The organism is Burkholderia pyrrocinia (assembly GCF_001028665.1).
Classification (GTDB): Bacteria; Pseudomonadota; Gammaproteobacteria; order Burkholderiales; family Burkholderiaceae; genus Burkholderia; species Burkholderia pyrrocinia.
The window spans coordinates 542,786-556,291 of sequence record NZ_CP011505.1 but is presented as its reverse complement, the minus strand read 5'-3'; the positions used below and the strand labels follow the sequence as shown (position 1 = coordinate 556,291).

13 protein-coding genes are annotated in these 13,506 nt (G+C 61.6%); 5 read left to right on the top strand and 8 right to left on the bottom strand.

Going from position 1 to position 13,506, the window contains the following annotated elements; all coding sequences use genetic code 11:
• The first annotated feature begins 48 nt into the window (after positions 1-48).
• Both ABD05_RS32665 and ABD05_RS32660 read left to right on the top strand, forming a co-directional pair.
• On the top strand, positions 49-1,476 hold the full coding sequence (locus ABD05_RS32665) for a hypothetical protein (RefSeq protein WP_148669198.1): 1,428 nt from the start codon (positions 49-51) through the stop codon (positions 1,474-1,476).
• Positions 1,477-1,580: 104 nt separating this feature from the next.
• The gene (locus tag ABD05_RS32660) at positions 1,581-2,180 is read left to right on the top strand and encodes a hypothetical protein (RefSeq protein ID WP_148669197.1); all 600 of its coding nucleotides are present in this window, start codon (positions 1,581-1,583) and stop codon (positions 2,178-2,180) included.
• Positions 2,181-2,379: 199 nt separating this feature from the next.
• Here ABD05_RS32660 and ABD05_RS32655 read toward each other — a convergent pair whose 3' ends face one another.
• Complete coding sequence (locus ABD05_RS32655; protein WP_047904272.1) at positions 2,380-3,318, bottom strand: response regulator; 939 nt, start codon at positions 3,316-3,318, stop codon at positions 2,380-2,382.
• A 244-nt stretch (positions 3,319-3,562) separates the two neighbouring features.
• On the opposite strand from ABD05_RS32655, the gene ABD05_RS32650 reads away from it, so the two are divergent.
• A complete protein-coding gene (locus ABD05_RS32650; protein WP_047904271.1) occupies positions 3,563-4,036 on the top strand; it encodes an acyl-CoA thioesterase in 474 nt (157 codons plus the stop codon).
• 13 nt (positions 4,037-4,049) lie between these two features.
• Here ABD05_RS32650 and ABD05_RS32645 read toward each other — a convergent pair whose 3' ends face one another.
• Positions 4,050-5,492, bottom strand: coding sequence for a sensor histidine kinase (locus ABD05_RS32645; protein WP_047904270.1), 1,443 nt, complete (start codon positions 5,490-5,492; stop codon positions 4,050-4,052).
• Positions 5,493-6,129: 637 nt separating this feature from the next.
• On the opposite strand from ABD05_RS32645, the gene ABD05_RS32640 reads away from it, so the two are divergent.
• Positions 6,130-7,332 carry a WG repeat-containing protein gene (locus ABD05_RS32640; RefSeq protein ID WP_047904269.1) on the top strand — a complete coding sequence of 401 codons (1,203 nt, stop codon included), beginning with the start codon at positions 6,130-6,132 and terminating at the stop codon, positions 7,330-7,332.
• A 9-nt stretch (positions 7,333-7,341) separates the two neighbouring features.
• On the opposite strand, the gene ABD05_RS32635 is transcribed toward ABD05_RS32640, so the two are convergent.
• The 3 genes from ABD05_RS32635 to ABD05_RS32625 all read right to left on the bottom strand — a co-directional run bounded on the left by ABD05_RS32635 (position 7,342) and on the right by ABD05_RS32625 (position 10,553).
• Positions 7,342-7,869, bottom strand: a complete 528-nt coding sequence (locus ABD05_RS32635; protein WP_141685136.1) for a hypothetical protein — start codon at positions 7,867-7,869, stop codon at positions 7,342-7,344.
• A 268-nt stretch (positions 7,870-8,137) separates the two neighbouring features.
• Positions 8,138-9,733, bottom strand: coding sequence for a DUF7822 domain-containing protein (locus tag ABD05_RS32630; protein WP_148669196.1), 1,596 nt, complete (start codon positions 9,731-9,733; stop codon positions 8,138-8,140).
• Positions 9,734-9,794: 61 nt separating this feature from the next.
• Entirely contained in the window at positions 9,795-10,553 is a 759-nt protein-coding gene (locus ABD05_RS32625; RefSeq protein WP_047904267.1) for a hypothetical protein, read from the bottom strand.
• A gap of 320 nt (positions 10,554-10,873) precedes the next feature.
• Between ABD05_RS32625 and ABD05_RS32620 the strand changes: the two genes are divergently transcribed.
• Positions 10,874-11,170, top strand: a complete 297-nt coding sequence (locus tag ABD05_RS32620; RefSeq protein ID WP_047904266.1) for an H-NS histone family protein — start codon at positions 10,874-10,876, stop codon at positions 11,168-11,170.
• Between the two features lie 687 nt (positions 11,171-11,857).
• Here the strand turns inward: ABD05_RS32620 and ABD05_RS32610 are convergent.
• From ABD05_RS32610 to ABD05_RS32600, 3 genes are all read right to left on the bottom strand, one after another.
• On the bottom strand, positions 11,858-12,172 hold the full coding sequence (locus tag ABD05_RS32610; protein WP_047904264.1) for a hypothetical protein: 315 nt from the start codon (positions 12,170-12,172) through the stop codon (positions 11,858-11,860).
• Between the two features lie 436 nt (positions 12,173-12,608).
• Positions 12,609-12,992, bottom strand: coding sequence for a type II toxin-antitoxin system VapC family toxin (locus ABD05_RS32605; protein WP_047904263.1), 384 nt, complete (start codon positions 12,990-12,992; stop codon positions 12,609-12,611).
• Entirely contained in the window at positions 12,989-13,195 is a 207-nt protein-coding gene (locus ABD05_RS32600) for a DUF2191 domain-containing protein (protein WP_047904686.1), read from the bottom strand. Before ABD05_RS32600 ends, ABD05_RS32605 begins: the two co-directional genes overlap by 4 nt.
• Between the last annotated feature and the right edge of the window lie 311 nt (positions 13,196-13,506).

Below are 13,506 nucleotides of genomic sequence, written 5' to 3'. Positions count from 1 at the left end.
TGCGCGTTTTCGTGGCAGTCGATGACCGGCGCAAACCAGGAGATCAAGATGACACAGGCCTCAGCTTCGCCACAGGCGGTAGGGTATTGCGGCAACGACTTCTGTGGTGGTCAAAAGAGCAGTATCGACGTCACATGCCATGACCTCGGTAAATCCGCGGGCAAGGAGATCATGTATCAGCGGCCAAACGGAACATGCTACTGCATCTGCAGTTGCATCGGCGACGGAACGCAGGTGACGCTGGCGGACGGTAATTCCGTCAACATCGAACGGGTGGAGCAGGGCAAGACCTGGATCCGGGCGGCGGGGCGCGATCTCCGGTTCACGGAGTATCTCGTGAGTCAGGTTTCGTTCGCGCCCAAGTCAAAGACGTTGAACACGATCCGGATCCAGTACACCACGCGCGACGGCAACAAGCACGATCTCATCTGCACGCAGAGCCATCCGTTCCTGCTGTACGGCAGCAAGCAGTTGTGTGCGGCGGCCAATCTGACGCCCGACGATCGTCTGCTCGACAGCCAGGGCAATCCTGTGGCGATCGACAGGCTCGACTGGGGCGAGTACAACGGATCGTTCTGGGAAATCGCGACGACGATGGCGCCGCCGGACCAGGACTTGAATGGGCACCTGATCCTGACGAACGGCGTCGTGAGCGGCGATTTTGCCATCGAGACCTTCGTCAACTACCCGATCGGCGATGCGGCTGTACCGTTCGAGATCCGTCGCGAAGCGGCCGTCGTCGGCTCGGAGGCGTGGCGGCAGGAACATGGCGATCATGTGGCGCCGCTGAACGGGCCTGTCGGCATCAACGGCGGCGTGTTCACGCCGCATCATCTGTCTCGTGTGGACGTGCCGAGTCACGCGGCCGATTTCCTGCCCTGGTGGCAAGCCGACTTCTTGCGCCTTGTCGCCCCCAAGCGCCCCTATAACGATCCGTACGCGCTCGAAATGTGCGAATGGCTGCTCGATCGCGTCTATCGGCCGCTGTACCCCGACGTCACGTTCCTCTTCGACTGGTACAGCGATGAGGTCAATTCGCACTCCTGGGTGACGGACGGAAAGAAGTACGTCTATCTGCCCGGCGGCCTGTCGCGTATCGACGGCTTCGATTACGACGGCGTGGCGTTGGCGCTGGCGCATGAAGTCGGGCATCTGTACGGCAAGCCGGACGGTAGTGAAAGCGGCGTGACATGCGAGGGAGAGGCGGACTTCTATGGCGCGGCCGTGGTCATGCGGAAGCTCTGGTTCGGCGAGCAGTATTTCGAATCGACGCAGAAGGCCATCGACCAGGTCAAGACTCTGTACGAATACATGGGCCGACTGGCGCCGGACGGCGCGCGGTTCGATTCGCGCGCGGTGCGTCTCGACAAGGCAGGACGGGTGTACCCCAGCAACCAGTGCCGTATCGATACCTGGGAGGCCGCAATGCAAGGCCCGACCAAACCGGCATGTGCTGACTGCAATCTGGCCGCATGACGTGCGACGTCGGGCGATGTGGCGCGCGCCGGGATTTCCGGCGGCGCCATCGTCCCGGCGTTGTCCTCGATAGTAGTAGAGGGGATTGGGGAGGCGAGCGAACGATGCGAGAGGAATGGAATTTACTCGGCGACATGTCGAAGGCGACGTCCGTCGAGCAGTTTCGTCAGCAGATGGGCGAGTTCCTGCATCTGGAACATCCTGTCACCGAGCGCGCGGCGCTCGCCTGTGTTCTGCAACCGGACTATGCGCGCCGCCTGCTGGCGGCGCGCGGTCATCCTGCGATGCTCGAACATCTTCTGGCGGCGGCACCGCAGGTCGACCGGCGTCACTCGCGCTTCCGGTTCCAGGCGGAGGACGCACCGGCATCGGACGGTGCACCGGCCCGGATGGACGGCTTGTCGTCGGCGCGACTCGTTGCGGAAGCATCGAAGTCGCTGCTGCGTTGGGCGGTATCGGGTTTTACGCCCGTCGACGATGCCACGTATGAGCGGCGCCTGAACGCATGCGTCGGATGCGAGCATCTGACGCGGCCCGACGATCGGCTCATCTATAAACTGGCCACCGCGTTCGACGCGTCCCGCAGCGTATGCGGGCTGTGCGGATGCGTTGTCGCGAAGAAAGCGCGGGTGCCGCATGAGGCGTGCCCTGGAACGGATCCCCACGACGAGCGCCGGACCCGCTGGGGGGATGAAAAGAATTAAATCTCCCCTGTAGAGTCGCTTACGGTGCGCCTGGCAGGACCGGATGCGCCGGATTAGAGCGACCTGCCGACGCAAGGCATGAAAACCAGCCACCGTTGGAGCCAAGCTTGACAGGGATCGTTCCAGTTTGAGTTGCCAACGAGCCGACGACAGCACCGCCTCGCTTACACGTTCCGTTTGGAGATGACCAGGTTATCTCTTACGCGTGACGCCATTTTGCCAAGGAGGGCAGCTCGCGCTCGGTGGCCGAATCATCCAGACGGGTCCAGCTGTAAAACGTGCCGTGCCATCCCGGAACGGGTAGCGGGGCCGCGCAGTGAACGTCCGCGAGGCCCGGCCGATAGGCCTGAGATGGCCAGAACAGCGGCATGATGCGTCGCGCTTCCATGCCGCGGCACAATTCGGCCGGTCCGCCCGCGTCGGCCACGATGTCGCAGTGGAACGACCAGTCCTCTTCGCTCCAGGCGAGAAATACACTTGGCGCGCCGGCGGCGTCGAACATCAGCACCGCGTCCTGATTGGGGCGCCAGTAGTATTCGACGATGCCTTCCCGCGCGGCCACCTCATCGATCAGTTTGACGATCCGCGGATCCCGGTAGGTCGCCCCCGCCTCATGCAGGCTGATGTGCCCGCGGGCCGCGCAGTGCTTGCGTTTCGCGTTGTCCAGCACGGTTGCCAGCTTGCGCGCCATCTCGACGTCGGTTTTCTTCAGATAGCAATCGATCAGTCCCGCGTTGAACGCATCCACCGCCACGCGCTCATCGGCGATGCCGGTGAGCAGGATTTTCATGCAGTTCGCGTTGCGGATGGAGGACAGAAACTGGATGCCGTCGACCTCCGGCATTGAATAGTCGACGACCACCGCGCCCACTGCCTCGAATCGGGCGGGATCGGCGAGCACATCCTGGCCGATCGCATTTCCGCCTTTTTTCTCCGCACCGAAATAGTCCGCGGCCGTTGGTGGCATCTCCGCGTCACGCGACGACACGAAGTCGAGCGCCTCCTGGGGTTGCGTAAAAAAGCGGTTCAGGTGTTCGTCCGGAAATGCGCCCCGCAGCGCCTGCAGGAAATCCGGATTGTCGTCGACAAACACCACGGACACGGGATAGAGCACCGGCTGCCTAACGAAGAGTTGCATACGAGTCTCGATAAATCAGCAAAAGAAGGTGCGGTACCGGAGACGCGTTACCGCGAATGACGGTCGCGTTGCACGACCGCGCCAATTATCCGGCGAAAGTGGGACGCATATCAACTGCTCGTCATTTGCGAATTCGGCACATTTTGACCGCGCCGCACAGCGGATTTGCACAGGGAGAATCGGGCCATTCCTTCTCGTTGAAGGAATGCGCCGCTACCGCCAGTAGCGATTCAAGGAGTTATCCATGTTGACGCGAGACGCGATTCTTCACGTCCTTTCCCACGAAACGGCACATCTGTCCGAGAAAACCTTCCACCACGTGATCGACATTTACCTCAAGGATTCCAATGCCTTCATGAACACTTATTTCGCACGCTATTTCGAATGGCAGGGCGTGTGCCGTGAACGCTGGTTTCACGAATGCATCCACAACAACCTGTTGGCGGCCGGCGGGTCGTTCGTGACGAAGCGCGCGCATCAGGAATACGTCCACGAGACGTTTCCGTTCCAGCGGGTCGATTGCTATCTCAATACGTTCGAGGTTCGGCAGTGTTCGGCCTATCTGCTGTTTCGCTTCTACGTTGACGGACGACAGGTGTCGCTGGGGTATCAGCAGATCGTGTTTGCCGGTTCCGACAAGCGGATCCGCCGGTTTCCGGCGGGCATCATCGAGCGGGTCAAGGCGTATGAACTGATCCTGCCGTCCGCCGCGAACTGAATGTGAGACCGCCTTACCCGATGCGATAGCGTCGGGTGGGCGCCGGCGGATCGCGCAATGCCTGGTCCGCCGGCGCCCCGGGCTCCGGCAGCCGAATCGTGAACGTGGTCCGGACGCCGAGGACGGATTCACACGCGATGGTGCCGCCGAGCGCTTCGCATACGCGGCGACAGAAGCTCAAGCCCATGCCGGCGCCGCGACCGTGCGATTTGGTTGAGAAGAAGGCGTCGAAGATTCGAGGGAGCACATCGGGGGCGATGCCCGGGCCCGTATCGCTGAAACGCACCACGCAGTAACCGTTGCTGCGATGGGCGTCGATCTCGATCTGCCCACGGCCGTTTGCGTGGATCGCGTACAGGGCATTTTTCAGCAGATTGAAAATGACGAAGATCACGAGCGAGTCGGATCCGGAAAACCGAAGGTCCGGATCGATCGCGTCGACCGATACGCGGTCTCGCTCACCCGGACGGAAGGGAAAGCGATCCACCGCGGCGTCGACACAGGCCCGTATCGGATAGGCCGCGAAACCGTGGCGATCCAGTCGGTCCAGCGTAAAGGACGCCAGGGACATTTCGACCACGGTACTCGTGGTGTCGACCTGGCGCCTGATCGACGACGCGAGCGTCGGCAGCCGCTCCAGCTGTCCAGGATACAAATCGTCGGCGCACAAGCGGTGCTCCACCGCCAGCCGATACCCGCGCAGCAGCACCGGCAGGACGTTGCGCAGCTCGTCCGCGTGCAGGCCGATCGCCGCCAGCGGCGTAGCCACTTCGTGCGCGACCGTCGCGGCCAGGAGATAGGGGCCCATCAGGCCATAGCGGACGATCGACGTCGCGAGAATCCCGAGACTGATCGCGATAAACAGCACCCCGACCGGATAGAACTCGACTCCGTAGTTCACCGCATAGTCGGTGGCAGCGAGCGAATAGAGGCCCAGGCTGACGAGACATTGCGCGAGCAGTTGCCGGACGTCTCGAGCTCGCTCCTGTCGTCTTGCGTCGATCAGGAGCCAGCCGCTGCGGCCGACCAGGAATACCGTCTGCACGACGTGCAACGGATGCAGTGGGCCCGCCTTGGGATACGGGCCAAAGAAATGCAGGCGGAATCCGTCGACGACCACATTGCTCGTGACCAGCAGCACAGCCAGCAGGACGCAGAGTCCGTAGGAGGCGAACATGATCGGCCGCTCGTCCCGACGCGACACGATCTCCGTCACGAAATGATAGAAGGTCGTCGGCAGAAAGAGGATGAACAGATAGCCTGCCTTGACCAACAAGTTGGCAACGTCCGCCTCGGTCGTCTGGAACAGGAAGGCCCACGTTCCCTGCCAGACGAAGGTCGTCGCGCACATCAGGACGAACGGGACGGATACGCGCGTGAGACCCTTGGTGGCCAGCACGTAGAGGCCAAACCCGAGAAACAACGCAGATACAAACGCGGGCAAGATCGAGTACATGATGCGTGAATCCACAATGTTCACTGGTCGCGCACCACTGGACTGTCTTGGCCGGTGCCATTGACGAGAGTAGCACGCAGCGGTAGGCGAGCGGGCGCGGCGGGTTTTTATACGGGGTCTCCCCGCATCACGATTGTTGATCACGCGCGCGACGGGTCCCGAATAGGATAGTCGAATGCCATCATGATCAGGAACTGGCCATAGAATACAACCTGGCCGCTCAATCGACGCGAGACTCACTGCCCGACTGGCTACAAAATTCCGCCTCAGGTCAACCCAATGCGGCGTGAATAATAATCCGACAGAGAGTAATCGATTTCACTGGATATTATTGTAGGCGCGGATCGGAAGCCCGCATCACGCTTAATCAGGTTACCGCGGTGAAGTGCATCGAAATCAAGGGAATCCCGGAAAGGTAGAAGTTCAGTTGCTTCTGGCGTGGTTGCACGAGGCAAAATTGCACTGTGAAACCCATTCCGCCCGCTGCATCGCTCGATGGCCCGTTTCCGTTGCGCGGAATCCGACAGCGACGCTTGATTTGCTGTCGATTGAACGCCAGAAAACGTAACGCCGGCAGACATAACATACGCATCCGGACGCTGATTTTCCAACGCGTCACTCATGACAAGGAACTTCGATGGCGCATCGCATGTACATGTTCAATCTGCAGGACATCGGTCCGGCCGACACGCCGTGTCTGAACATGGTGGAGTGGAACTACGACTTCCCGACGGTGTTGAGTCCGCTGCTGGCGGTAGCGCCATTCCTGGCACGCAATCGTTGCAACGATACCGGCAATGACGACGGAGTTTATGCCGAAGCGGAAGGCGGTAAAGCGCGGATGGCCAGGTTGTATGCGTTCCTGGAGCGTCATGCCGACCGCCTGATCGACGATCTCGACGCGTTCCGGGAAGCCAAGCGCAAGATATTCGCATTCCTCGAAAATCGCGCGATCCACCGGTACTTTCATCTGAACGGATGGGATGTGTTCAACCTGTCGGCGGAGCCGCACGTCGAACTGGCCCAGGCGTTGCTAGCACGCATCGAGCGCGACAACGCGAGAATCGAGCACGCGATCGAGGCCGACGATCTCGCCATACTCGACCAGTGCGAGGGTCTGGCGGAAGAGGGCGTCACCAGTTTTCGCGAGCTGATCAACCAGGACCACTACGACTACGGGTGGGAACCGTTGACCTCGATTTACTACGAGCAGGTTGAAGTGTTCGAGCAAGACGAGAAGATGGGCGTGATGGCCATCACGGGCGAGACGCTGGTGCCACCGCGCTACGACGAGATCTGCTTCGATGCATGGATGGAAGTTGCAATCGTGCGGCAAGGCGACCGATACGGACATATCGATAGCCAGGGGAAAGCGATTACGCCGGTGCAGTACGAGCGCGTATGGGCGTTCTGGCGCGGGGAACATGCGCGGGTGCTGTACGACGGAAAGTTCGGGGTGGTGGATCGCAACGGCGTACAGGTCATCCCGTGCCGTTATACGGCCTTGACCGTGCTGCTGCACTCCGGCAGCCGATGCTGGGCCGCCTGCGAACACGAGCGATGGGGCGTGCTCGATGCTTCAGGGCAATGGCGTCTGCCGGCCGAATACGAATCGATCGACGACTCGATCGGCCGGATCGTTGCGACCCGTCCCGGCAAGGACGTGCCGGACATCTTTACCCGTCGCTTCGTGCGGCTCGGCACATTCCCTGACGACGATATCGTGGCGTACGAGGTCGAACACGACGAGGACAGCAAGGTGTTTCGCTATGAAGTCAAGCAGGCGGGTACCGAAACGGTAACCGTGTTCGACGAAGACGGCCAGCCGGTCGGCACCTGACGCAACGAATCAATCGTGCCTGTTCGCCGGTTGTGCGGGTGGCCGGCGCCGGTGCGCAGGCGGGGGCGAACAGGCCGCCTTGAGGCGGTCGATTTTCGCCTTTGCTCCGCGCAACGGAAGCGCAATATCGCGATCGCGCGCGACAATGTGGAGATCCCCGGTTCCGTCGAACAGTCGGTAGAACCTTGCGAGATCGCGGACCTCGCCGTTCGCATACATGTCCAGGTCGGATAGCTGCGCGGTTGTGCCGACCAGTAGCTTTCCGGCGTTCGACGAGAGTCTGATCGTCGCGTGCTGACCGTCTTGCCATTCGCTGCCGTCGACCATGACGGAGACACCGATCCGCCCGGCGTCGCATACGACATAGAGCACATTCCCGTCCGTGTCGGGATCGCCGTATTCAAGCACGGTCCCGGATTCGTGCCAGCGTCCTGCATTGTCGACCGTGCTGCCGGAGGCTGCCCCTTGGCCCATGACAGGCATGGACGTCAGGATGACGCTTGCCAGGATCGACAAGCTTGCAAAGCGGATGTGCATGTCGTTCTTTGTTCTATCCGTCCGATTCATAATTTGCGCGACTTGGATCGCGGATCACGTTGCGATGGAATGCTGAAATCGATCGCGTGCCCTTCGGGCTGACCATGGCGCTCAGTAACGTGTGGTATTGGATGTCCATTGCGTGTTGCAATTTTTTTGCGCCTCCTCGTACCACGGCACGACGGCGACAAATGGACGGGCCTGTCCTGCGCCAACGCGCGCCCAGATCGGCCGGCATGGCACACCGAACGGCACCGCGCGAACGCCTTTACTTCGGCAGCCAGTCTTTCAGGCCCTCCGTGAGCATGTTCACGCAATCGGTACGGGTTTCGCCGGTCTCGGTGAAACTGTAGTCGCTCAACGCGACCCAGATCGCTCGCGCGTCCATGCCTTCGTGGTCGAACGCCAGGACGTGGTTGTTCTTCACTATCGGCGTCCAGATCCACGGCTTCATGTCGCACTCCGGCGCCGCCAGCAGGACACCGTCGGGCGAGTAGAAGTGGGGGCGCCCATCCGCCGTAATCGCCAGCAATTGGCGCCCATGCAGGAGCTTCGGTGGCTGCTTGTAAGCGTGATGGACGTGTGCGTATTTGCAGGGGATGACCAGCCGGCCGCTTTCGTGCACCACACCCTGCAAGACGCCCGGATGGCCCGGCGACGGCTGTTCGGGCGGACACCACTCGACCACCGCGAGGCGGAGCTTCCGGTGGAACGCGAACACGTTCTTGTAACGCGCGTCGAATAGCGGCTCACCGGTTACCGCATCGAGAGCGGACACCGTATCGTCGGCATGGAAGATGCGGACCTTGCCATCATCGTGGAGCATCCCGCCGGTCAGGTCGTCGAACAGCAGCTCGCCACCGGGCCAACGAAGCAACTCGACCGTCCTGTCCATTCCTTCGGACCGCGGCGAACGTCGCCCCAGCGCCAGCGTTCGGGTGAGGGGAGACAAATCGACGTAGCCGGCCGATGGCGGTACGATCCACCGGCCATTCAGGTCCTTGAGGCCGCCGGGAATCCCGGCATTCCAGTCACCGTGTTGCCTGATGACGATATAGCCTGCCTCGACGTCGATCCATTCCGCTCCGTCGTCGGGGTGCACGAGCCAGCGTCCATATGGCGTGACGAGCCCGGCCGCGGCGCGCACTCGATCGGAGTCGGCTGGAGCCGATTCGCCGGCGGCGCGATCGAGTCGCCTCACATAGTACGCCTGCACCTCCTCGACCCAGGGCTGCCAGTCCCTTGCCGGCTCGTAACACGCCCGCAGATCATCCGGCCATTCTTCGTGAGGCTGCGCTTCGATCGTGTAGATGCGTTCGATCACGTTCGGATTCCACCATCCCCATTGCCCTGTCGCGTCGCTCAGCAACGGCAACAGGATGGGCGGCAGGTCGCCGGCGCCCGGTTCCGCTACAGCGCCCCATTCGGCGCAGCGCTGTCGCACCTGCTGCAGGAATGCGTCCATGTCGGGCGTGCCGATGGCCGCGTCGCAAAACGGGCTGCAGTCGAGGATCAGCCATTCGCGCGTCGTCGTGGCGATGGTGGCATGCATGTGCGCCCATTGCGCCCGGGCGTCGTCCGGCAACTGCGGCAGTCGCGGCCGCATGTGCCGATCCAGCGCATGCCAGCGTTCCCGCACCTCGGCCATCGGCGCCATCAGGCAGGCGGGCGACTCGACATCGCCGAACATCGCGCACGGTGCGACTTGCGGCAGATTCGCTGCGTCGCCGATCAGATAGAGGAACAGTTGTGGAATCTGCTCGAACCATTCGGCCCAGCCGTCCATCTGGCCGTTGTCGATATCCCAGACGCTGCTGGGTGTAGATGGGTGGTCATGAGCAAACAGGCAAGCATAACGAAGCATTTTCCCGGAATCTCTCTCGTTTATATATGTGTGCAACTTCGGTCGTCCACGACCGGCAAGGTCAGATCCGGTCGAAGTTGAAAGGCGTCACGTCCGGCAAGCCGCCGATCCATTGTACGTCGACGCCGCACCAAGTACTGATCATGTCCGCCATGTGACGCGCGCCAGCGCCATCGTCGACCCGGCCCATCAGGTCGATCGGCTTGCGGTCGCGAAAAACAAGCACGAGTTGCACGAGTTCGCGCTGGAGCAGCGTCAGCGAGCCGCCCACGACTGCGCCATCGACGCTTCGCCGGCCGCCCACCAGCAGACGCTCCAGATCGCGGCACGCGTACGTATTCAGTATCGGTTTGCGTAGCAGGCGGGTCGTGCTGATATCGATCCAGCGTTCTCCGTCGCGCCAGCAGAAGCGGGTTTCGTGCAACGGGCCGGCAAACCAGCGCGCGCGCACCAGCTTGCGGCCGATCCAGATCAGCAACACGCCCACGCAGACGATGAATACGCCCGTGATACCAAGACCGAGCCATTCGTACCATGCACGCGGTTCGTCTTCGGTCAGCGGCCCAGCGAGCGCGGGTACGCAGATCACGCAGGCCAGCCCCAGGGCGCCGAGGCCGAAGCCGAGCGACCACCAGACGAAGTGGCTGAAGCGCAGGCGGCGCGGCGACAGGATCAGGTTTCGGCCGTCGGGAACGCATGCATAACCGGCGTCGAACACCCACCGGTCCGGGGTAAGCGGCCAGATCATCATGCAGAGCAGACCGAGTGCGCCAAGCACGACGGCGGTCCAGCCAAAGATTGCTTCGATGAATGGAGGCATTTGCGCGCCCAATTGAGATCCGCCGCGTCGCGCGAAAGGGCGTCAGATCGGATTCGGTCGTCGCGATTCTGTCCGATCTCGGGACGGGCGGCAAGCGAATCGCGGGGATCGCCGCTGTGAAACCAAACCGGCTGGCTGCATGGTTGGCTCCCGCATATCCGCGGAAGCGGCAGCTTGCCAGCTCAAACACCGCGACATTTCAATTTAGCTGGAAGTTCGCGGGAATATAATGTGTATGCATCGTAGTCAACAGCCTTTCGCTATACCGGGACGCTATTCACCCACTGACCCATTTTCCAAGAGGAGATCCCTTCACACTCATGGCTACCTATCGCGAACTCAAAGCGCAGGCAGACGCACTGGCACAGCAAGCAGAAGAAGCGCGGCTCGCCGAGCTGGACAGCATCATCACGACGATGCGTGAACAGATTGCCGAATTCGGCATCACACCTGAGCAGCTTTTCGGGCGGCGCCGTGCGGTTGCGACGAACACGCGGGCGCCGATCGCGCCGAAGTATCGCGACCCGAAGACCGGCGCGACCTGGAGCGGGCGTGGCAAGGCTCCCCAATGGATTGCGGGCGCGAAGAACCGCGATCGGTTCTTGATCGAACAATAAGCCCGAAAGACGGTTGAGCACGATGTCGACATCGATACCCGATGGGAAATACTGGGCGACGTGTCGTGAGCGGACAGTCTTTGCTGCCGCGGCAAACGGGCATGGCGACGTATTTCCGTGCGCAGAGATGATCGTAAAGGATGGATGGGCTACGTTCACCCGTGACGGCGTCGAAGTGTGGAACTGCAGTGCGCGCTATGCTGCCGCGCACTTCGACGTTCAGTCCGCTTAGGAGCATCTGCCGATGAGCCAGCTTGTTCAGATTGCGCCTGGCGTTGTGTTCTCATCCGATGTGCTTGGCGTCGATTGGGCGCGGAAGTATCGACAGAACGACGGGCATACTCAGTCCACGGACCGACAGAGCCTGGCGGTAAAGGAAAGCGATCAAGCAGTTCGCACAAGCATACCGGCTCAGTTGTCGTTGTTGTAGAGAACCGTGGATGACAGACACCTTGCGACTGTCGGGCTTCGCGTTACCGCCGACGCTTTCTCCCGAGTCGGTGCCCGACGCCTGTACCTGTTTCGTTCGTGAGTGCGTGCCGGGCCTGACCAAACGTCAATTCAGTTCGATTCAGTCCGACGCGCGGTTCCAACTCGACGCATGTGTATCCGAAAGCGTGCGCTGGATATTCGGACCCGGCTCCAGAACAGGAGCAACTCTCCCTCGGTTTCCGTTCCGACCACCTTTTACGCGTCTTTCAGCCAGGGCATTTCCACGGGTGACACGACCAGCTGCCGGAATTCGCGTTTCAGATCGAAGATGAACCCGACCAGGATCATGGAGTCGGCGTAAGGAATCGGAAAGACATGCGGGTTTTCCGGAGTACGCAGGGGGCGCTCGGGCGTGTCCGCTGTCGCCGCGGCGTTCTCGCGAACGCTTTCCAGTTCATCGGCCATGGCCGGGCCACTGATTTTCAACACACGGCTACGCAGATCGCTGAAGGGCTCGATGCGCGCAGCGTCTTCGTGGTATTCGGGCACTTCGTAAACGAACCAGGACATTTTCGTCTCCCATGAGAAGGGGCGCTATTCTAACGCTGCGCGAGGATCCACCGAAAATCGGCCATGTTGTGCGATGGCCGCGGTCGCTGCGAGGCGGGCTAACAGGGGCGATTTCTGAAGTAACCGCGGTGTCGAGATCCGCACTACGTATGCGGCAAATCCGAAATCCGTCAGAGATCGAGCGCAGCAGAGTCAACATTGAGTGATTATTCAGTGGCGCCGACTATGCCAGTCGGTTCTGGCCGGTTATTCGCTGCCTCCATTTGCTGGCCGCCGGCGTCGCCCTATCAGGCGGGCAGTCTGATCTGGTTCTTCTTGCACTTGCCGCACGGATGGACAGCCCGCCCGGAAGCGGGCGGCCTAATCGTGAGGAGCGAAGTGGGATCGCGCCTCGGCACGGCGAGAGACCGCGCAAAGAAGTCGGCAACTGCTCCGGTCAATGCAGGTCAGGCGGTACGTAGTGAACCCCGAATTGCTCCGCCAGTTGCACGAGCCGGCGATCGCGCGTCCAGAGGCGGGTGCTCGGGGTCAACAGCACCGATGCCAGCAGCGTGCAATCCACCGCACCGCATCCGCGCCCATACAGCCGTTCCCGCTCGATCCAGTCCGCTACTTCGCCTGGCGTCGCGAGGCGCGTTTGGCGCAATAACGCGAGATCCCCCAGCGTTCGAGCCCGCGGTTCGGGCGGCGTCCCACACGTGAGCTCGAGTATCACCAGTGGATGCGTCAGGACGTTATCGACGCGCAGAAGCTGGATAAGCGCCGGTAGTGGCCGCCGGAAATGCTCGACCCACACTGACGTGTCGACCAAGACACTCATCGGGCGGTTGCCTCAGGGGCGCGGCGAGGGACATCTGCCATGTCGGGCGCGCGACCGCCCAGGGCGGCCAGGCGTTGGCCGGCCTGGACACGAACGAACGTTTCCAGTGCCGCCCGGAACAGGTCGGCCGGCAGCATGCCCGGTTCGGCGAGTTCGAGTGCGCGCGCATAGAGAGTGTCGTCGACGGTGACGGTGGTACGCATGATGGCTCCTTTGATGCTTTTTCGCATCAATTTTAGCATCAATCCAGTCGCGGCTCAGTCGTTGATAAACGGATCACCTGCCGGCCTGAACTAGGGCCGTGACAGTTTCGTAGGCGAGAGCCGACTACGAAGGCGATTGCGGCTGGCGAAAATTCGTCACGACGTTGCTGGCGCGCGCATGGGCGGCCGTCTCGATCCTTATGGTCAACACGCTGCGCGACCATCCTTGCTCGAGCAACTTTTCCACATACCAAGGCGGATGCGGGGTATCGTCAAGCTTGCCGTGTCACCGTGGTAATTGTGCAATGGGC